This is a genomic window from Halorientalis brevis (assembly GCF_042678165.1).
GTDB lineage: Archaea > Halobacteriota > Halobacteria > Halobacteriales > Haloarculaceae > Halorientalis > Halorientalis brevis.
The window spans coordinates 233,261-253,007 of sequence record NZ_JBHUDJ010000015.1 but is presented as its reverse complement, the minus strand read 5'-3'; the positions used below and the strand labels follow the sequence as shown (position 1 = coordinate 253,007).

Genomic DNA, 19,747 nt, shown 5'->3' with positions numbered 1-19,747 from the left:
CCGGAATTGTCTCTGAGGGTGTTTGCTCCTGGGGAGGAGGGCTTGATGGCTCGGTATTCCTTGGTCAGAAGCACGGCGGCGGGGACTACTATGACCCTCTTGAGCGGTATCCGGTGAAGAAAGCCGAATCTTCAGAGGATTCCCTGTTCAAATACTGACGTGATGAACGGAGGTGTCGAATCGCTCCAGCAGTAAAGGCGAGTGCCCCAAGGATCATTGGCGTGTCGCCGAGCGTTCGCGCCCATAGCAATGTCTGGACGTGGTCCTGTTCATAGAAGTCGAGACTGCGGGCGGCGGCATACCCGTCCCGATAGGCGGTCTGGAGTTGCGCGAATCCGACGGGCAGTAAGGATGCGACGCTCATGATAACTAGCCCAACGTTCGTCAGCCAGAACGTCCCGCGGAACCACGTGGGGTTCCAGGCGGCTTCGGGTGTGACGACGCGGAGGATATAGGTTCCGAGTCCGAGTGCGAGGAGTCCGAATGCACCGAACAGCGACGTATGCGCATGTGCGACGGTCAGGTAGGTCCCGTGTTCGTAATAGTTGATGATCGGCAGGTTGATGAAGAATCCGAGGACCCCACCACCGACGAAGTTCCAGACGCTGCTCCCGAGAATGAACAGGAGCGGCACCGTGTACGGGAACTCCTCGCCCTGGGCAATGAGTGACCGATATTCGCCGAGGCTTCGATAGAGTACGAACACCAGCGGAACGAACTCGAGCGTCGAGAACGTCGTTCCGAGTGGGACCCAGAAGTCGGGCAGGCCGACCCACCAGTAATGGTGGGAGACACCGACGATTCCCGCAGCCATAATCGCGAAGACTTCGAAGAGAATTGCTTTTTCGGCGTCGCTTTTCTCTACGAGATCCATCGAGACCAGCGCCGCGGAAATCACGGCAGTGACGAAAAATTCGAAGACACCTTCGACCCACATGTGGACGACCCACCAGCGCCAGAACTCCGTGACTGCCATGTTCGTCTCGGGCGTGTAAAGCATGCTCGCGGCGAACAACAGTGCGATCGAGCCGCCCGCGTAGGTCATGAAGTGTCCTAAGCCAGTCACCGGTTCGTCCAGTTGACGGACACCGCGAAGCACCAGTCCTGTCCAGCCGGCGAAGCCGCCGAGGAGTCCGACTTTCCAGAGCCGACCGACTTCGAGGTACTCGAGGCCCTCGGAGCCAAGCAACCACCAGAGGTTCCCGTCCTCTGGTGAGCCGAACTCTCCATGCGTGCCGAGCCAGACGCCTGCGAACGCACCGACGGTCGCGAGGACGAGCACGCCGAGCAGTACACCTGCGCCTGTGGCCTGCCAGGGTGGATCGCGATCGCTGAACAGTCCCGGGAGGAAGAGTCCGCCTGCGAGCCACAGCAGTGTGATCCAGAGGATTCCGAGGTTGACGTGCCAGGCACGGCCGATCGAGAACGGAAGCAGCGAGACGATATCGATCCCGAGCGCATCCCCGATGCGATAGAATCCAGTCCGTTCGACGTAGTAGTGGGCTAGCAGCGCCCCGATAAGTGTTTGCGCGACGAATAGCGCCCCGGCGACGGGAACGTACCACGCCGCGGCGTATTGGGTTGGTGTGATCGATACCGCGTCGGGAGCGGGGACGTCGATGAGTTCGGTCGTCGGTTCGACGAACTCGAACGAATGATACGCCCAGACGCCAGCCCCGCCACCAGCAATGAGCAAGACGACGCTGACCGTACTCCAGACGAGGACCTGCCCGGTGGGCCGATTCCCAGTCCCTGGCACGTACGGCCAGTCGTTCGTGTAGGAGTGATCCGAGTTCGGCCGGTTGGTGTGGGCCATCCACGCTGTCCAACACGCGAAGTCGGCGAGGCGCTCAGCGTGATCGACTGAACTAACGAACTCCGACGGAATGCCTCGGTCGGGCGAGCCACCATAGTACCGGTCGACGTACTGCTCTCGAATCCGTCGGTGCGCATAGGCCTCTGCCGCCGAGTACGTGACAACCGCTCCCTCCGGGGCATCCGAATCGAGTTCCCGTTCGACGCGTTCTGCAACGACCGCCTGCTCGTCGTTGTCGAGTACATCGAAGGCGTCTCCCCCTCGTTGACGAGCATAATACTCGCGCATGAAATCGGCTTTCAGCGCTAAGGCATCCGCCGTGAGATCAACGCCGAAGTACGAACCGTTGCCAAGGACCGAGCCCAGATTCATGAGCCCGTTGGCCTGAAACACCTTTTTGCCGAGTTGCACTTGCTCGTCTGTGACGATCGTGTCCCCATCCGGTCCGCGAATTTCGTCAGGAATCGGCGGCGCTCGCTCATGGGATGCCCAGGCACCGAGCCCCATTGCGACGAGGTTAGCGACGAATAGCGCGACGAGCGCGAGTGACCCGCTCGATTTGGACCGGAGTGTTGCGGGATCGATACCAACGTCTCCAGTCTCGAATCCCAGCGTCGAGACCAGCTCCAGGAAGACACGCTCGAGCGCGGCGTTTTCACTTTCCTCACCAGTCAGGTTCGATGCCAAGATCCGGAACGCTTGGCCAGGGGAATGATCATCTGCCCCGATGTCGGTGAGGAGGGTCATTGCCAGGAGTGCTATCGTGGCCGCTGCCCGACTGTGCTTCCCGTCCGTTTGGATTCTATTTGTATTGCCTGTCTGATTGGTTGGTATTTGTGAACGATACTCTGTCTCAGTTGTGGTGACCGACTGTTGACCGACGATCCGTGGTAACTCCCCGGTCAAAATTTGCTCGGCTGCGTGACCGACGAGAGAAGCGTCTTGCTGACAAATATTCGTGAGGACTCGGTCCAGAGACTGATTCGTTTCCACATCCAGTTCCGCACAGAATCTCGAATACGCCTCCGTGAATGCGTGGTCGATCGTGGTCCCCGTATCTGAGTCTGAATCTAAGTCCGATTTCGTCTCTGCAGATAGCTGTCCCGAATCGCCAGTAACGAGGTGTCCGAGCAACTCGCCCGTGTTTAGGTCGGCTTCAGTGGCTAGTTGGTCTCGGATCGCGGTCAGTGTGTCTTCGTCCAGCCGAGTCGTGTCTAAATCGTATCGATGGAGGAATGATTCGAGCGCACGATCGGGTGGAGCGTCGATGACTGCATCTCGTTTGGATTGCTCGCGGAATTGCCCGAGGTCCCGTTCAGAGAGTTGGTCGCGTACGCTGTTGGTGGTTCGCTTGATGAGCCGGTCGTGTACTCCGCCTGCAATCTGATCCTCGATCTGAGTTCGTAGTTCGTCGACGCTCCGATCGATGACACCAGCTACTTGCGCATCAGCGGCGCTCCGAACTTTGCGTGAGAGGTTGCTCACGGATTCCAGGCTAGTCCCGAGACAATTCGTTACGTACTCGGTCGAGCGACGAGTCTTGGTTCCTTTGGAAGTATCGCTAGCTGATAGAACGCTTGTGAGACCCATGATTTGTTACATGCACGTCCAGCAGTGCTAGTAGGCTCGAAGCGGTTGTTAATGGTTCACACTGCATTTGCAAGTAGCGTCCCCGGAATCTCCGCTTTCTGAGGACGACGCCGATCTCAAACAGGTCACAACGAATTCGGATCCCTGTCGAAGGACCTCGGATTGCAGCGATGGCAGGACGCCACTGGTGGTTCTAGCACGAAAACCGCAATACTGCGCTGACTTTCAACTATAGACACATTCTTAATTTTGTTCACATTTGCACATGGAACCTCTTCTATGCCGGACATAATTCCATCCGGGACTCCTGTACCCGTCCATTTCGACCATTTTGAACAATTTTATGTACGTCCCCTATGTTGGGGAACGTATGTCATCCGAACAGACACGACGTCGATTTCTCAAAGCAGCTGGTGTAACGAGTGCTGTCGCCCTTGCGGGCTGTTCCGGTAACGGTGGCGGCGATGACGGTTCAGACAACCGCCTCAGCTGGCACGCTGGCGGAACTGGTGGCACCTACTTCCCGCTTTCCAACGAGTTCAAAACGGTCGTCGAGAACAACACGGACTACAAGCTGAACGTCCAGTCGACGGGCGCGAGCGTCGAGAACGTCGGGAGCCTCGCCAACGACTCGGCCGACTTCGCACTCATCCAGAACGACATCGCCTCCTTCGCCAAGAACGGAACCGGCATCGACGCGTTCAAGGATCAACCGATCGACTCGCTGCAGGGTGTCGCGACGCTGTACCCGGAGACGATCACGCTCGTGACGCTGGCTGAGAACGACATCTCCTCGCTCGCTGATCTCAGCGGCAAGACGGTCGTCACCGGCGACCTCGGCTCCGGGACGCAGGTGAACGCCCTGCAGATCCTCGAATCCGCCGGCATCACCGACTACAACGAGCAGAACGCTGGCTTCTCGCAGGCGTCCGAACAGCTCGCCAACGGCGACATCGACGCCGCCTTCGTCGTCGGTGGCTGGCCGGTCGGTGCGATCGAGGACCTGGCAAACACGCATGACATCGACATCGTCCCGATCGCCGGTGACGCCCGCGAGTCGATCAAATCCGACGCCTCGTGGTTCGCCAACGACACCATCCCGGCAGGGACCTACAGCGGCGTCGACGAGGACGTCGAGACGGTCGCCGTCCAGGCAATGATCGCCACCCACGAGGACGTGTCGGCCGAGACCGTCGAGACGGTCACTGCCGCTATCTTCGACAACCTCGATTCGCTGTCGATCAAAACGGACTTCATCACGGTCGACAGTGCTCAGGACGGGATGTCGATCGAACTCCACGAGGGCGCAGCCTCGTACTTCGACGCCTGAATAGGGCAAACCGCTTGCACTCACACACTGCGGGGGGACTGTGAGTCGTCGACTGTCCGCCGGACCGACGGTCGCTGACTAGCCAACGGTGGAGCCGTCCCGTCCCGCTGGAACCGTTCCGTTTGACTGCTGTACTACGTATCGAACGTGTCCCGAAATCGTATCACTACGCGCCTGCACTCCGCCGCTCCCGTCGCCCGGGTGTCTCTCTACGCCGTGCTGCTGGTAGCACTGGTAGTGGCGTCTGCCGGTGTCGCCATGGCGGTCCCGACCGAGCGGGTTCTCGTCGTCGAGGACAGCGCCACAGGTGAGCACTACATCACCGAACCGGTTTCCGACGGGAGCACTGTTGGGCTCGAATATATGCACAGCGTCGAGAAATCCAGGGTCTACGACGCCTATCGCGTCGAGAATCAAACACTGGTAAATACGCGGATGGAGTTCGAGTCCTACGGCTGGGGGCTCCCCGCACGCGTGGACGTCACCAACGTCAACGGGACGCTCGTCTACGAGCCGGCGGAGCCGATTACCGAACTCCAGACCCTGTCTGTCTCGCCCGGGCGAGTCGCTGGCCACAGCCTCATCGTCGACGGTGAGCGCCACGACCTCGTTACCGCGACGAACGCCAGTGACGTTCGCATTCATATCGAACGACAATCACTGATTGAGAGGATACTATGACGACGACCAATTCCCCGACCGACAGCGCCGACGATGATGGAAGCGAGGAAATCTCCCGCGAAGAGGCCGAAGACCTGATCGACGAGATCGAACGCCGGCGGTCACCACAGGGCATCGCCGCCATCGCCGTCGCAGCGATCGGCATCCTGTTTTCGGTGTTCCAGCTGTTCCTGGCCGCCCGGAGTCTCACCTTTACACTGTGGGTGCCAGTCGTCGAGAACTGGTGGATCTCGGTCAAGCCCTGGGAAATCTCGTTACAGCTGCTCCAGGCGAACGCGATCCACGTCGCGTTCGCGCTCGTGCTCACGTTCCTGTTGTATCCGAGCAGTACAGGCGATGGCATCGTCGCTCGAGCCCTCGGCCGGATTCCGTCGGCGGCAGCCGACCAGCTGGGCCCTCGGAACCCGCTCACACGGCTTATCGATGGCCTTCGGCGCGGGTTCCGGTGGACGTTCGTCGACCCCGACATGGAACGGGTGACGCCGGTCGACCTGCTCAGTATCTTCGGCGCGCTGCTCTCTGCCGTCTACTTCCTGACGGAGTACGCAGAGATTCAGCGGATGCGAGTGTTCGGCATTGCGTCGGGGCGACCAATCACAGAGGTGTACGCGTTCCTCGACCCGGTGCTCGGTGGGCTACCGGTCGTCAGCGACGTCTCCTACGCGATGATACTCGGCGTGATCGGCATTCTGCTGGTGCTCGAAGCCACCCGCCGGACGCTCGGACTGCCGCTCATGTTGATCGTGGCGAGTTTCATCGTCTACGCGCGCTGGGGCTACCTCATCGATGGCGGGACACCGTTCCTCGGTATCCTCGCGATTCCCGAACTGTCGTGGCCAGAAATCATCAAGAACCTCTGGTACAACACCGAAAACGGTGTGTTCGGCATTCCAGTGACGGTCTCGCTGAGTTTCATCTACATCTTCATTCTCTTCGGTGCGTTCCTGGAGATGAGCGGCGCCGGCCAGTGGTTCATCGATCTCGCCTACGCAGCCACCGGGAAGCGCAAAGGCGGTCCCGCGAAGGCGAGCATTCTCGCGAGCGGCTTTATGGGAACGATCTCGGGGTCGTCGATCGCGAACACGGTGACCACCGGCGCGTTCACGATCCCACTGATGAAGCGGTCGGGCTACTCGCCCGAGTTCTCGGGGGCAGTCGAGTCCTCGGCCTCGTCCGGTGGGCAGATCCTGCCGCCGGTGATGGGTGCGGCTGCCTTCCTCATGGTCCAGTACACCGCGACGCCGTTCGCGGACATCATCCTCCTGGCGACGATCCCGGCCATCGTCTTCTTCTTCGGCGTCTGGGTGATGGTCCATCTCAAAGCGGTCCAGGAGGGGATCGGCGGCGTCGAGGACGCCGAGATGGTCTCGATGTGGCCACATCTCAAACGGGGCTGGTTCTACCTCGTTCCGATCGGCCTGCTGTTGTACTACCTCATCATCGAACGGCTCTCGGTGTCGCGGTCGGCGTGGTTCACCATCGTCGCACTCGTGGCACTCATCACACTCGTCTCGGCCTACAGCAAGGAGACGCGCGGGCGACTGGCCGGCGTGCTCGCGGTGATCCTGGGCATCGAGGTCGCGAGCTTCGTCGTGACAGGCGTTTCGGTGCTCGGACTCGTTGGCGGGGCCGGCGGCGCCGGACTCCCCATCGATGACGCGGTGGGTGTCGTCGTCTCCCGGATCGGCTGGTATCTCATGCTCGCCGGGACGGTGACGCTGCTGATTCACCCGAGACACGACGCCTCGCTGCTCGATCTCAACCCGACGATTACGGACACTGCCCGGTCGATCGGGAGCCGAACGGGCCGTGACGTGAACAACCAGCCGTTCCGGCTCGGTGTGTTCGTCGTCAAGTCGCTGGACGAAGGGGCGCGAACGGCGGTTCCGGTGGTCATCGCGGTCGCGGCCGCTGGGATCATCCCCGGCGTCATCAGCGTCTCCGGGCTCGGCCCGAACCTCACCTCGTTACTGCTCGAACTGTCCGGTGGCTCGATCGTCGTGATGCTGCTCGTGACGGCGATCGCCAGCATCATTCTCGGGATGGGAATGCCGACGACGGTCACCTACATCATCCTCATCTCGATGCTGGCCGCGCCGTTGGTGGAGTTCGGCATCCCACTGCTCGCGGCCCACCTGTTCATCCTCTACTTCGGCGTCATCGCCGACATCACGCCGCCAGTGGCGGTCGCGGCCTACGCTGCCAGCGGGGTCGCGAAATCCGACCCCTTCGAGACGGGCGTCTCTGCGTTCTCGCTGTCGCTGAACAAGGCGATCGTCCCCTTCGCGTTCGTCCTCGCGCCGGGCATCGTCCTGGTGCGGAAGAAGGCCAACGCCGCGCAACTGCCGCTCCGTGAGCAGTATCGCGTCATCGGCGTCAGCGATCTCGCCGAGTTGTCCTACTCCGTTCCGGAGATCATCATTCCTGTTATCGGGGTCTTCCTCGGCGTCATCGCACTTGGGGCGACCGTCATCGGGACGCTGTACACCCGCGTCGACTCGGTCGGCCGGACCGGGTTCGCGCTCAGTTCACTGTTGTTGATGGCGCCCCGGCTGCTCTCGGAGACCGTCTTCGGTCTGCTTGGGCTGGTCGGCGTGTCCGTCTCGCCCGACGCGCTCCTGTTGGACCTCAGCCTTCGCGGCGTGGGCTTCCTCATCTTCCTCGGGTTGGCAGTCCGGAACCGCCGGAAGGCAGACCCAGACACGGGCGCGGAGCGGTCCACACCCGTCGCTGCCGACGGCTCATAGGCAGCGCATCGACGCCTGTTTTTGCCGCGGTTTCCGCCACGTTTAGCAGACGTGGCCTCAGAGATGCGGTATGTTTGTGGAAATCGACCACCAGATCACGCTAGATCTCGGCGGGCGGAACAGTCGCCGTCTCTACGAGGCCGTCCGTGCGGACGACCCACTGGTGAAGACCGCGGCGGAGCGCCTGCAGCGAGCCTGTGAGTCCGGCGGGCACGTTCTGTTGACGACCGGGTTTCCGATCGTCCCGCCCGGAGCCCCCGAGACCGACGGCCCACTCGGGACCGTCGTGCTGGCGCGAGCGCTCGCTCGACTCGGTGCGACGCCGGTACTCGTCGTGGAGCCGATGGTCCGCGACCCGATCACGGCGCTCGCCGACGAACTCGGGTGTGACTTCCCCGTCGAAACGGTTGAACCGACGGCGACGAGTGCAGACTCACTGCTCGACCGGTACGAGCCGACGGCGCTCGTGGCCATCGAAAAACCCGGTCGGTGCGCCGACGGGAGCTACCGAAACATGGCTGGTGCGGACATTCTGGAGTACGTTGGCCCCGTCGACGGACTGTTCGAGCAGGCACGCGAGCAGGGGATTCCAACGGTCGCCGTCGGCGACGGTGGCAACGAACTCGGGATGGGCGTGGTCCAGTCGACGGTCGAAGCGGCGATTCCCCACGGCGAGACAATCGCCTGTGTGACGCCGGTCGACGCACTGGTCGTCGCCGGGGTCTCGAACTGGGGCGCCTACGGTATCGTCGCCGCGCTGTCCGTGTTCGCCGGCGAGAATCTGCTTCATACCGGCGAGGCCGAGCGTCGACTGCTTGCGAGGTCCCTCTCAGCTGGGTGTGTCGACGGTGTCAGCGGCGACTCCGAGACGTGCGTCGACGGTATCGCGTGTGAAATCCACGAGAGCGTCGTCGACATCCTCCACCGGAGCTGTGCGGCCGAACTCGCCACGGACTGACTGCTGGAACACTGCAGTCTCGCGATAATTGGACCTGGTGATCCGGCCGCGAGACGGCGTGGACTCCGACGATGGTACAGCCGTGTCTCTGGTGGCAAAGAGAATGCGCTGACAGCTACGCTCTGCGTCAGTCGAGAGAGACAGCTAGAGGCGAACACCCTCGGAGTAGCCATGACAGGACGAGCAAGCCGGAAACTGACACGGGGCTTTATTTCCCCGTCCATGGCATTGCAGAGGTATGTCCGAACTCAGGGGACGGTCGGCTCGCGAACTCGCAACTGCGGTTCGCGAGGGCAGGCTGTCCTCGCTGGACCTCGTCGAGACGGCACTGACCCGGATCGAAGCGACCGACGCGTTGAACGCATTCATCACGGTCATCGCGGACTCGGCCCGCGAGCGCGCTCGTGCGGCCGACCGGGCGGCCGCTCGCGACGAGGATCTCGGCCCGCTCCACGGCATGCCGGTCGCGATCAAGGATCTCCGAAGCCGGAAAGCCGGCGTTCGAAACACGATGGGGCTCGCACCGCTGGCCGACAACGTCGCCGACGAAGACTCCATCACGGTCGAACGGCTGGAAGCCGCTGGCGCGGTCATCGTCGGCACCACCAATACGCCGGCACTCGGCCACACGATCAAGACGGAGAACCGCCTCGTCGGCGCAACGCCGACGCCGTTCGACAACGACCGGTCCGCCGGGGGCTCCTCCGGCGGGTCGGCGGCAGCACTCGCGGCCGGCACGGTGCCACTCGCCACCGGGTCGGACATCGGCGGGTCGCTCCGGGTGCCAGCCGCCTGCTGTAACGTCATCGGCCTGAAGCCCACGTTCGGCCTCGTCCCAGAGCGCGTCCCCGCTGACGGGTTCAGCACCCATTCGCCGTTTTTCGTCGGCGGCCCGATGGCCCGGTCCGCCGAGGACGTCGCCGTGCTCCTCGACGTTCTCGCGGGCCCGGACGGCCGCGATCCGTTCAGCGTCCCCCGTCCGGACGTGGACTACGTGGGGGCGACCGATCGGCCGACAGACGATCTCTCGATCGCGTACAGCCCGAACCTTGACCTCCAACCGGTCGCGCCGGCCGTCCGTGAGACGGTCGATGCCGCCGTCGCTGACCTCGCAGATGCCGGCGCGACAGTCGAGACCGTGGACGTGTCGCTCCCCCCGTACGAGGAGCTGTCGATGGCGTACGTCGAGCAGGTCGGCGTCTTCTTCCGCGCATTCGCCCAGCAACTCGCGGACCACTACGAGCTCGACTTCGAGACGGCGGACGTCGAGGAGACGGTCCGGTCGACGATCGCACTCGGCGAGGGGACGGACGCGACTGCCGAACGACTGGCGAACGTCCCCCGGACTGCCGCATACGACGCCGTTCAGGACGTGCTCGACTCCTACGACGTCCTGGTGACACCGACGCTGACCGTCCCCCCGTACAGCAAGCACCTCGCCGACGGCTACCCGACGGAGATCGACGGGCAGTCGGTGCTGGGCGTTCCGACCGACGTCATGCTGACGTGGGTGTTCAACCTGACCGGCCATCCCGCGGCGTCAGTGCCTGCCGGGCTCACCGACGACGGCCTCCCGGTCGGACTGCAGATCGTCGGTGAGCGGTTCGCCGAGCCCGACGTCCTGAGCGCCACCGCAGCGCTCGAGCGAGTCCGACCCTGGGCTGGGCAGTATCCGCCCATCTGAGAAACGACACCTGCAGATGTCTCACGTGCACTCGGTGTGGTCGCAGGTGTTAAGGCCGAGCCAGCACGTTACACGGACGATCCAAATGACTCGATGGGCAGTCACTGGCTGTTTCTCGAACCCCGTCCAGCGCAAACGATGACAGGGACGTCCGCGAAACCATCGGCGGAGTCCGAGACGAGCGGTCGATGGGCGCTCCTCGGCATTGGTGGCACAGTCAGTCTCTGCTGTCTCTTCGCAGCACCGGCGGCGACCGGTGCTGCGGGGGCTGCCGTCGCAGGTGGAACGACAGCAGCAATCGGTGGTGGGGTCGTTCGCGTTCTCGTCTCGGCACTGACGGTCGGTCTCATTGGAGTTCTGTTGCGGGCTCGCGGCGACTCGTGTTCCTGTGAAAACTAGCTGCGAATCGACCGTTCTCGATCACGTCGTGACGACGGGAGCTCTCGGTGTCTGAGCTGGGATGTACGTGGGACCACTACGATGAGACACAGCCGCTGGTCAGCGTCACTGTGTCCGGCTTTTGATCCTGACGTTGGCTTCCAGTGACTCACATAGATTTCGAGGTGCAAGCCCCGGCTTCCGTACTGTTACCGCTGTGGATTCGTCACCCGAGCAGTGCCGTAGCCGATGACAACCCCGACAGAGATGACGAGCAAATCGGAATCGACGGTCACCACACCGAATAGACTCAGGTAGTTGATGAGGAGGAAAAACGCGAACCCGACGATCAGCGCCCCGAAGAGAGGCCTGACGTCTCGTCTCCGACTGGGTGCCATTACCTCGTTGTACCGACATCGCTGCTAAATACTTTGTCTGTCATGGAATCGCTGGGCAGTGGACTGCGATAGACTGCTCAGTTCGCGTGTCTCTCGGCGTTCTCCATCCTGCACAGGGCCCAAGTAAAATTGCTCGATCATGTTCGATATCAAGAAACGGGTAGAAACTATCCACCCGTTTCTCGAAGAAAGCGATAGGTACTAATTATGCGATTCACATGTTTGGGATAAGACCAGTGTCGATGATATGTATTCAGCACAGACAGTGTGAGTGTCTGTGGCTGTCATGATCCACTGGTCGATGACACGACGACTATGGCTACCCCCAAGACACCTACCCCGGACGCAATCGACACGTTCCCTGAGTACAGCACCTTCCAGCGCGAAGTGCTGTTGGCGATCGCGACCCTGGAAACCGAAGGAACAGACCCCTACGGCCTCGCGATCAAACGCCAACTGGAATCGGTCTACGACGAGGAGATCAACCACGGTCGGCTGTACCCGAATCTCGACACGCTGGTTACGGATGGCCTCGTCGAGAAAACGGCACTCGACAAACGGACGAACGAGTACTCCCTCACGGAGGTGGGCGAGCAGTTCCTCGTCGAACAGCAGGTTCGAATCACAGACGTTCTCGATGCCTATCTCGACTAACGGTGGACTCCGAACCGACTCGAGAACAGACGCGGTCTAACGACTCCTGAACAGTACGCGCTGCGGCAGTGGGGGATGGGGGAGAACCCACGCGAGAAGACCCCGAACCGATCAAGGACTACCTCATCGTCGGTGATCTGACCCCAAAGCCACTGAGACCAGAAGACAATCAGTTGGAATGCCCATCAGAACCGCCATCGCTCGACTCGACTGCAGAATAGATCGCGTGCCTGTCGGCCGCCTATGCAGTCGCTTCCGACCGCAGATTCCGGAGCTCGTCTTTCTCCAGGGCGTCGAAGAAATCCTGATAGCGGCTTCTGATCGTGACTGCGCTGATGTCGGTCACCTGGCTGATCGCTTCCTGGGTGAGTTCTTCACCGACGAGGAGGCCTCCGGCGTAGATGGCAGCAGCCGCGAGTCCGACCGGACTCTTGCCGCTGTGAACCATCTGTGCGTTCGAGTGTTCGAGTAGCTTCCGGGCCGTTCGCTCCACGGCCGAACTCGCCTCGAGCGCAGAGACGAATCGCGGGAGATACTGGGCAGGCTCTGCCGGCTGGATTTCCAGGTTCAGCTCTCGGACGATGTACCGATAGGTTCGTGTGAGCTCCAGTTTCGCCACGCGTGAGACGCGCTGGAACTCGTCCAGCGACCGGGGGACGTTCGCCTGTTTGGCGGCTCCGTACAGCGAGGCGGTCGCCACGCCTTCGATGGAGCGGCCGGGGAGCAGGTTCTCGTCGAGCGCACGCCGGTAGATGACGCTTCCAGTCTCGCGGACGGTCTCCGGAAGCCCGAGTGCCGAGGCCATGCGGTCGATCTCACCGAGGGCCTGTTTCAGGTTGCGTTCTTTGGAGTCGCGGGTGCGGAAGCGCTCGTTCCAGGTGCGCAAGCGCCGCATCTTCTGGCGTTGTGCTGTGCCCAGCGCGTTGCCGTTCGCATCTCTGTCCGCCCACCCGATGTTCGTCGAGAGCCCCTGGTCGTGCATCATCTTCGTCGTCGGCGCCCCGACGCGGGATTTCTCGTCGCGGTCGGCGGCATCGTACGCGCGCCACTCCGGCCCGCGGTCGATCTCGTCTTCGCTCACCACTTCCCCCGTTTCGGGGTCGATCCACTCGCCGTGTTGCTCGTCGTAGACCAGATCCTCGTCGGAGTGTTGGCTCTCTTCAGTTCTCGATGTCTCCTCGTTGTCGCTGGCAACGTGAGTGTCGTCGGCATTCGGGCGCCAGCTGGTGCGAGTCGATTCAGACATTGAGTTCGTACACGTACCCACGAGCGTCGAGATATTGGGGGTTCGTTTGGTACATCACGAACGGCCGAGACAGTGGGGACGTCACAGCCGGCTTTGACCTCTCTGCACGGCTACAGTCGTGGAGTTTCGCCTCGGTTCGCTGTAATTGCATCGCCTGCTTCATCTATCGCAGCGTGGCCGTCGAACCGGACACGCTCGGAGCGGCGATCGAACTCGATCACGCCCATGTCATCCAGTAACGGAAGATGGACGTACGCCAAATCGACAGTGATCGTGTCCCGTTGCGAGGACAGCGACTCGGACTCTTGGCTCGCCACGTAGTCAGCGAGTTCGTCGATCGGTACCACTCGGTCGTCTGCTTCCCGTAAGTATGTCAGGACAGACTGGCGTCGGTGGCGTGCAACACGCCGGTACGTCGCTTTTGCTGAGGGGTGGGGCATGATCGTCCACTTCCAAGTGGCGTTTGGAAGGGCGCACGTTCGGTGTCGTCCCTCATAAACTGGCAGTACGCTCCACCAGCGCCCTGCTCTCGATAAGCCCGTTCAAGAGCGATGCTGCAAAGAATAGGGACGCGATAATTGCAGTGCGACGACCATCAGCTAGGGGGGCCGAAACGGCGGCTCTGCTGCAGTACAGTCTCTCTTCAGGGATCTCCGGGGGTTGTTGTGATCTGAAATGCAGCCTTACCCTCGTGTCTGCTTGCCTTCGTGCATGCGACGCTGTGTTTCGGCGCTGATAGCTCGGTTCCCGAACTCCGTTATTCAGGGGGTTGCCCGGAAGGACCCCCCTGAATCCGGCGTTGTCTAGGCGATCGACTAGACGGCTATTGGTCGTCGATGCTCTTGTCGCCGCCCGATCCACTCGCGTGATTGTGCATCTCCTCGATCGCCTCTTCGACCAGGCCGCTGCCGCCGCCGGGTTGATAGCCGAACGAGAACTCGCCCTTGCCGTCGATCGAGGTGTCCTGCGTCCACCGCTCCTCGGGGTCTTCCCGCTGGTCGCGGAACGTCGACATGAACTGGTAGTTGACGTTCTGGTTTTCTTTCTCCTGGGGGAAACTGGCCGGAACGGGCAGGGTATCACCGAGTTCTTCGAGGGCGGCGTGCCACTGGTTCTGGTGCATGGTGTCCCGGGCGATGAGATACGCCCACATGTCTTTCATCCCCTCGTCGTCGGTCATCTCGTACAGTCGGCAGGCGAGCTGGCGGCCGGTGGCCTCGGCCGCGATGTTCGCGTACATGTCGGCGGCGAGGTTCCCGCTCGCGACCACGTAGCTCCCGTTGAACGGGACGCCGTTCGCGTCGGTCGCGAGTCCGTGCATGCCGGCGCTGAGCGCCTGTCGCGGCTGGCCGCCCTGCATCATCGTCCGGATGAGCGGGTTCCCGTCCGCCACCTCTTCTTTGACATCCTCGGGCGCTCCCTGGAGGTTCTTCGTGATGGCGGTGGCGATCATCTCGATGTGGCCGAGTTCCTCGGTCGCCGTCTCCATCAGCAGGTCGCGGTACTTGCCCATGCTCTTTGGCGTCCCGAACGCCTGAAACATGTACTGGAGTGCGACCCGCATCTCGCCCTCGATGCCGCCGATGGCCTGCTGCATCATCTTGGCGTAGTACGGATCAGGCTCCTCGACCTCGACCTCGTACTGGAGCTCGTTATCGTGATAGAACATTGGCTGCCTCCACAGACTCGTCAGCACCCATTTCAAAAAGTGAAGTTTCGGCGTGTGTTTGGGTTCCCTGTATGCGGTCACCAGTTTCGACATAGGATTCTAGAATTGGTCACACACTACACAGATGGGCAGCGAAGCCAGATCGAATCGCCATCTTGCGACCGGCTCCACCAAGAACGGAGTGGTATGTCGGGAGAGTAACGACCGGGTCAGCTTCTCATTGACGGACATTGCTCTCGTCTTCGTGTGTTGACGAAGGCTATTTCCGATCGTTCGTTTGCGCGTCCACGAACCGAACCTGGCTCCTGACGTGCTGTTGCGACTTTCCGCCTTACATAGAGACAGCGCGGAAACCCGTGAGTTGCCCCTGAGAGGAAGCACGCAAACTCTGATACACGTTCTCAATCCCGAACGTAACGGTGGAAAATTGGGATTGCCGCTGACCGAACCCGCCGGGTACCGATCGGGAAGGGGCACTGACGCCAACCAGTGTTCACTTCACGAGCGAGACGTGTCTACCGACAGTACTCGGGTGCGGTCCTGAGCGTTGCGACCGCCTGTCACGCTTCGAGTTGGACGTCCTCTGCGTCGGGGTGATCGTCCGGCCGGGCACTGAGCGAATTCGAGACGAACTCCGTCGCTAGCCACGCTTCGGCGCGGGTGATGCGGTACTGCAGCGTGGAGGTGGGAACGTCGATTGTGTCCGCGATCGACTGGAGCGAGTTGCGCCGTGGCGTCTCGTAGTAGCCGTATTCCACGGCGGCTTCGAGGGCCGCCTGTTGCTCCGGGGGGAGGTCATCGTCGTGGAATCCCGTGTCCGTCCAGCACTCCGGATCGCTCAGTCGCTCGACGGTGATCGAAAGGCCATCACAGAGCCCGGCGTCGACCTCGTCGTAAATGGCGCCGACCGTGTCCTCGTCGTCGATGAGCAACCGCCACTGATACTGATTGCCGCGGCGTTCCGCTTGCATCAGGAGTCCGTCACCGATGTGTTTCGCAGCGACGTGGGGGATCGAGTGAACACCGTCGCCCTCCTGCTGGCACGTGTAGACGATGCGGCTGTTCGGGGTACTCGATAGGATCTCGTAGTCCCACTCGACGACGGGCGAGCCACACATCCCGATCGTCTCGTTGCAGTTGGTGATGCGACCGAGCAGGTCCTCGAACGTCGCAAGCACTTCTTTCGGTCCGGTGACGTGCGCGAGACGCCAGATCGATTCGCTCGTCGCGTGGACCGCCATCGTTCTGGCGCGGAGTTCCGGATTCTCGATGAACAGGTCCATCACCTCGTCGACCCCCTCCTCGTATTCGATCGTGAAGACGAACTCTCGCATGTACGAGTGGTTACGAACCGGACTGGTATAGTTTCGTTTGGTATGTACCAACTGTCGATCGCCCCGACTCATCACGATACCCGTGGTCGGCAATCCCCCTGTCCGGACGTGTTTCGTTGTTGTCCGCACCGACAAAGACGCACCAAAACCAATAAGCTATCTGGTTGTGTTCATCTACTTACCAAAATTCATGTTCACAGCCCCGACTCGACGACCGACAGCAGCCGTTTCGTCGACTACTGATGGCTAAGTACGCGCAGTTCTCGGACGTCGACGACTTCGCGTCGTTCTATCGGGACGAGATCGTCCCGGCGATCGACGCGGACCCGGACGCCGACATCGATCCGCGACGGGAAACGCCGTCCTATCGCTGGCTCAAGCAGCACTACTCGGGGTTCGTCGAGCGCCTCCGTCGTGAGTACGACCTTTCACCAGGGGAGTTCTACGACGCCGTCGATCTCCCACCCGAGTCGGGGGCCGACGACGAGAGTCCCTGGGGGATCGCTCACCAACCGACGATCACCGTGCTGGACGAGTACATCCACGAACTCGAACACGACAGGGGTCGAGCAGCGACGACGGTCGGCCCGCGGCGGTCGCGACTCAAGACCTACGTGACCACGTATTCTGACGTCCACGGGGCCGACGACTTGCTGTCGCCGCTGCTCGACGAGCAACAGAAACCCGACGAGATTCAGCGAGCCAAGGAAGTCTTTCGCGTGCTGGACGACGAGCTCGGGACGCTCGGTTCGAAGCGCAAGTACGTCTCCGTGGTGAAAAACTGGTACACCTTCCTCGAAGAGACGGGACGGGCGGTGTACAATCCGGCCGCGAATCTCCTGAAGCGCTTCGGCTGGGACGAAGAACCCCGATACGATCATCCGGCACTCTCGCCGTCAGATCTCGACGAGATGCTGGCCGTCGCGACCGACGACGAACGCTTCTTGCTGTTGGCACTCGCTGGCTGGGGCCTCCGGCCAGTCGAGGCCTGTGAGCTGCACGTCGATCAGTTGGTCCTCGACCCACCGGAAGGCGAAGGTGACGTGCCGTACATCGAGTTCCAGGCAGGCGAACGGAAGAACGCTCGGCGAACCCGGAACACAGTGGAGTTGCTGGTCGGCGTGGCGGCGATTCGCGACCGGATTCGATCCCTCCGCGACGGGGACTGGGCCGGCTATCTGTTCCCGTCACCGGAGCGCGACGGTCCGATCTCGACGCAGACCGCGCGTCGATGGGTCCGCGACGTGGGCGACCGTGCGTCCGTCACGATCGACGGTGGTGCGCCGAAACCGAAGATGGGCCGCAGGACGTGGTACCGACTGTACCGTCAACAGCGACCCCAGATCGAAGCGGGGACGGCGGCAGTGGCCGATGCACAGGGGTCGACAGATGCAGGCGTCTCGGAACGCAACTATCTCGACGAACGCACGCGACGCGAAGCACGAGCGGCCGCCATGCGCGACCTCGTCCAGGACGATCTGGCCGCGATTTTCGACGCGTACCTGTAACTGTCGAGTGCAGTACGGCTATTCGGTCGACCAGCCCGCTGGTGGGTTGCTCGTCCGGTGGGAACTGACCGTCGACAGAGCGCTCACCCGTGGGCGCCGGAAATCGAAAGTCGTTCTCACAACGTGAAAATGCAGGTGTCGAATTACAAGCGACGGATTTGGACTTATTCGCAACGACCGCCGGCGTCCGGACGACCACGGCCGACGGAGTCTGCGAGGCGCTGGCTCAGCAAGGTAGCAATGAAAGTCCACCGACTTCTTCCCGTCCTGGCACTCGTCGTCTTCGTTGCGGTCGCAGGTGCACATTTCCTGTCGAGTACCGACGTGGCGACAGCGAAGGAGAACAGCCGGCTGAACGAGAACCGCACAGCGCACATCGTTCACGAACTCGTCAACGAGGAACGGGCCGAGCACGGCCTCCCACCACTGGACTACGATCAGCAACTCGCCGCCATCGCCAGCGATCACAGTGCAACGATGGCCGAAGCGGACACCGTCACCCACAGCAGAACCGACGGTGGCGCCGCTTCTGCCCAGGTCCCCAACGGAGCTGTCCAGTGTAACGGGTCCCAGGCCGAGAACGCAACGGCCGTGGGCCGAGAGACTGTCGCCAAAACGAAGGTCTACACTCCCGTCAATACCAGTCGCGGGACGGAGTTCTTCAACACCGAACGGGAACTCGCACGCGGAATCGTCGACAAGTGGCTGCAGTCGCCACAGCAACGCGAGCGACTCCTCCACTCGTCCTGGCAGGCCGAAGGCGTCGGGATCGAGATCCGCGGGGACGATACGGTGTACGTGACACAGGAGTTCTGTTAACGGGCCGACGCCCGTTCGATCGACTGAAGAAGTCCGAATCAGCTCTTCGCGCACGAGTACTCGCTATCAGTTCGGTGAGTCGCTGGAGCCGGGGTTGTCGCGTATGGGGGTTCTGGGGCGTGTGTCTCTCAGGCGCACTGTGTCGAGACGTTCAAGAGAGGTGCGACGAAACACGCGAGTAGCACTCGGTACGGAGCCGTCGGCCTGCCGGAGACACTGCGCTCACCATGTCCGGTCCGCATCAATCGAACACGCCCGAACAAGCCGTGAACACGTTCATCGAGGACCACGTGCTGGATTGGGACGGGCTGTCGACCAAGATCGTCGGGCCGGAGTTCGAGACGCGAGATGGCGGCCGCATCACCTTCGAGTTCTTGGCACTCCGCAGGAGTGGGTACGATGGGTCGCTCACGAGCGCGAGTCGCTACCAGGGCCAGCTCGTGCGACGCGGGCAGGCCTACACTGTGGCGTCCTGGGACCGAATGTCGATTCCGACGGCCCAGTTCGAGTGAATACTTCGTATGACGACGTATACGTCGTGAGTGGAAGTCAGAGACGCGAACGTGGTCCGTAGTAATGGTTTAGTTACCGACGAGTACACATTCCGTATTACTTTGGGTGTAATTAACGTCTGACACATCTCCAGGTGCTATCAATAAATCTTAACTTTCCGGGGGGTCCAGTGTCTAGAAGCACCGTGCCAGCACCCGACAATCCTGTGGACACGCCGGATGCCCCCTTCACACTCCCGTGTGACCACAGCTTCGCGTATTCGACGCTGGCCTCGTCGATCGACGACAGCGACTTCACGCTCGAAGACATCGGCTCCACGAAGAACGGGGCGATGTACATGGAGGTCTCCTTTTCCTGTCCGCGGTGTCAAACGCCGGTCCAGGTCGAACTGCTCGAATCCGTCGTCATGTCGCCCCGGTAAC

General features: G+C 61.7%; 17 protein-coding genes. 11 read left to right on the top strand and 6 right to left on the bottom strand.

The window, feature by feature from the left end; translation table 11 throughout:
- Positions 1–88: 88 nt before the first annotated feature.
- Complete coding sequence (locus ACFR9U_RS21240) at positions 89–2,503, bottom strand: nitric-oxide reductase large subunit (protein WP_417459081.1); 2,415 nt, start codon at positions 2,501–2,503, stop codon at positions 89–91.
- 1,273 nt (positions 2,504–3,776) lie between these two features.
- Here ACFR9U_RS21240 and ACFR9U_RS21235 point away from each other — a divergent pair.
- The 6 genes from ACFR9U_RS21235 (at position 3,777) to ACFR9U_RS21210 (ending at position 11,205) form a co-directional block, all read left to right on the top strand.
- Positions 3,777–4,736, top strand: coding sequence for a TAXI family TRAP transporter solute-binding subunit (locus tag ACFR9U_RS21235; RefSeq protein WP_247380968.1), 960 nt, complete (start codon positions 3,777–3,779; stop codon positions 4,734–4,736).
- A 258-nt stretch (positions 4,737–4,994) separates the two neighbouring features.
- Entirely contained in the window at positions 4,995–5,417 is a 423-nt protein-coding gene (locus ACFR9U_RS21230) for a DUF1850 domain-containing protein (protein WP_247380970.1), read from the top strand.
- Positions 5,414–8,164, top strand: a complete 2,751-nt coding sequence (locus tag ACFR9U_RS21225; protein WP_247380972.1) for a TRAP transporter permease — start codon at positions 5,414–5,416, stop codon at positions 8,162–8,164. The genes ACFR9U_RS21230 and ACFR9U_RS21225 overlap by 4 nt, the downstream gene beginning before the upstream one ends.
- Positions 8,165–8,234: 70 nt before the next feature.
- The gene (locus ACFR9U_RS21220; RefSeq protein ID WP_247380973.1) at positions 8,235–9,122 is read left to right on the top strand and encodes a DUF4392 domain-containing protein; all 888 of its coding nucleotides are present in this window, start codon (positions 8,235–8,237) and stop codon (positions 9,120–9,122) included.
- Positions 9,123–9,360: 238 nt separating this feature from the next.
- Positions 9,361–10,806 (top strand): amidase, encoded by a 1,446-nt coding sequence (locus tag ACFR9U_RS21215; protein ID WP_247380974.1) that lies wholly within the window; start codon positions 9,361–9,363, stop codon positions 10,804–10,806.
- A gap of 138 nt (positions 10,807–10,944) precedes the next feature.
- The gene (locus ACFR9U_RS21210; protein ID WP_247380976.1) at positions 10,945–11,205 is read left to right on the top strand and encodes a hypothetical protein; all 261 of its coding nucleotides are present in this window, start codon (positions 10,945–10,947) and stop codon (positions 11,203–11,205) included.
- Positions 11,206–11,393: 188 nt separating this feature from the next.
- Here ACFR9U_RS21210 and ACFR9U_RS21205 read toward each other — a convergent pair whose 3' ends face one another.
- The gene (locus tag ACFR9U_RS21205) at positions 11,394–11,582 is read right to left on the bottom strand and encodes a hypothetical protein (protein WP_247380977.1); all 189 of its coding nucleotides are present in this window, start codon (positions 11,580–11,582) and stop codon (positions 11,394–11,396) included.
- 315 nt (positions 11,583–11,897) lie between these two features.
- On the opposite strand from ACFR9U_RS21205, the gene ACFR9U_RS21200 reads away from it, so the two are divergent.
- The gene (locus ACFR9U_RS21200; RefSeq protein ID WP_247380980.1) at positions 11,898–12,236 is read left to right on the top strand and encodes a PadR family transcriptional regulator; all 339 of its coding nucleotides are present in this window, start codon (positions 11,898–11,900) and stop codon (positions 12,234–12,236) included.
- Positions 12,237–12,477: 241 nt separating this feature from the next.
- Here the strand turns inward: ACFR9U_RS21200 and ACFR9U_RS21195 are convergent, their stop codons facing one another.
- From ACFR9U_RS21195 to ACFR9U_RS21185, 4 genes are all read right to left on the bottom strand, one after another.
- Positions 12,478–13,482 carry a transcription initiation factor IIB gene (locus ACFR9U_RS21195; RefSeq protein WP_247380983.1) on the bottom strand — a complete coding sequence of 335 codons (1,005 nt, stop codon included), beginning with the start codon at positions 13,480–13,482 and terminating at the stop codon, positions 12,478–12,480.
- 110 nt (positions 13,483–13,592) lie between these two features.
- Complete coding sequence (locus ACFR9U_RS21435) at positions 13,593–13,922, bottom strand: DUF7344 domain-containing protein (RefSeq protein ID WP_428222019.1); 330 nt, start codon at positions 13,920–13,922, stop codon at positions 13,593–13,595.
- Between the two features lie 383 nt (positions 13,923–14,305).
- Entirely contained in the window at positions 14,306–15,151 is an 846-nt protein-coding gene (locus ACFR9U_RS21190) for a manganese catalase family protein (RefSeq protein ID WP_247380986.1), read from the bottom strand.
- Positions 15,152–15,711: 560 nt separating this feature from the next.
- Positions 15,712–16,485 carry a helix-turn-helix domain-containing protein gene (locus ACFR9U_RS21185; RefSeq protein WP_247380988.1) on the bottom strand — a complete coding sequence of 258 codons (774 nt, stop codon included), beginning with the start codon at positions 16,483–16,485 and terminating at the stop codon, positions 15,712–15,714.
- A 242-nt stretch (positions 16,486–16,727) separates the two neighbouring features.
- Here ACFR9U_RS21185 and ACFR9U_RS21180 point away from each other — a divergent pair, with 242 nt between their 5' ends.
- The 4 genes from ACFR9U_RS21180 to ACFR9U_RS21165 all read left to right on the top strand — a co-directional run bounded on the left by ACFR9U_RS21180 (position 16,728) and on the right by ACFR9U_RS21165 (position 19,746).
- Entirely contained in the window at positions 16,728–17,993 is a 1,266-nt protein-coding gene (locus ACFR9U_RS21180) for an integrase (protein ID WP_247380990.1), read from the top strand.
- Between the two features lie 240 nt (positions 17,994–18,233).
- Entirely contained in the window at positions 18,234–18,812 is a 579-nt protein-coding gene (locus ACFR9U_RS21175) for a CAP domain-containing protein (protein ID WP_247380992.1), read from the top strand.
- A 227-nt stretch (positions 18,813–19,039) separates the two neighbouring features.
- The gene (locus tag ACFR9U_RS21170) at positions 19,040–19,324 is read left to right on the top strand and encodes a hypothetical protein (RefSeq protein ID WP_247380994.1); all 285 of its coding nucleotides are present in this window, start codon (positions 19,040–19,042) and stop codon (positions 19,322–19,324) included.
- A 185-nt stretch (positions 19,325–19,509) separates the two neighbouring features.
- Positions 19,510–19,746, top strand: coding sequence for a hypothetical protein (locus ACFR9U_RS21165; RefSeq protein WP_379815102.1), 237 nt, complete (start codon positions 19,510–19,512; stop codon positions 19,744–19,746).
- Position 19,747 lies beyond the last annotated feature (1 nt).